This window comes from Oleiphilus sp. HI0128, from assembly GCF_001635365.1.
In genome coordinates this window covers 1-694 of sequence record NZ_LWGG01001011.1, presented here as the reverse complement: position 1 = coordinate 694, position 694 = coordinate 1, and the positions used below count along the sequence as shown (strand labels likewise).

The 694-nt window shown below is 41.9% G+C and carries 1 protein-coding gene; it reads right to left on the bottom strand.

Going from position 1 to position 694, the window contains the following annotated elements; translation table 11 throughout:
- Positions 1-88 precede the first annotated feature (88 nt).
- Positions 89-694 (bottom strand): cell envelope integrity protein TolA (locus A3763_RS17300; RefSeq protein ID WP_197482945.1); only part of this gene is annotated, 606 nt, incomplete at its 5' end.

The following is a 694-nucleotide window of genomic DNA, read 5'->3' as shown; positions in this document are numbered from 1 at the left end:
ATACAAATGCAGTTAATATCAGTATTAGAAACTTCTTCATTCAAACCTCAGAATTTCGTCACAAGAACATTTATCTAAAAAACGTTCACTAATCAACAGGTGAAAATCGCATCGAGAACTTACGAAAGTGCCGATCAAATATATTTACATCATCAGGAACAGGATAGGTACTAATGCTGCTAGCAGCATGCTCTGCTGAGCGATCATAGACCGGGTTTCCGCTAGTACTTTTAATCCCAACCGCTTTTAACTCACCGCTTGGTAAAAGCTCTATTGTTAAGGTGACGCTTAAACCGGTTGATTTGGGAGGAATACGCCATCTGGTTTGCACCTTACGTTTAATTGCAGCCATAAAACGCTCGACCTCACTCACTTCAAAGGCATGCGCGGCTTCGAGCTCAGCTTGGCGCGCCTTTTCTTCAGCAGCTTTTGCTTCTAAAAGTCGATCCTCTTCAAGCTTACGCATCTTTTCCAGTAAGACTTTCTCTTGAGCTTGTCGAGCCAATTCACGCTCTTTGATTTTTAGGGCTTCTTCAAGTTCCAGTGCTTTTTTCTTTTCCAGTGCCTTTTTCTTCTCCAGAGCCTTTTTCTTCTCTAGAGCTTTTTTCTTCTCTAGAGCCTTTTTCTTCTCCAGAGCCTTTTTCTTCTCCAGAGCTTTTTTCTTCTCTAGAGCCTTTTTCTTCTCCAGAGCCTT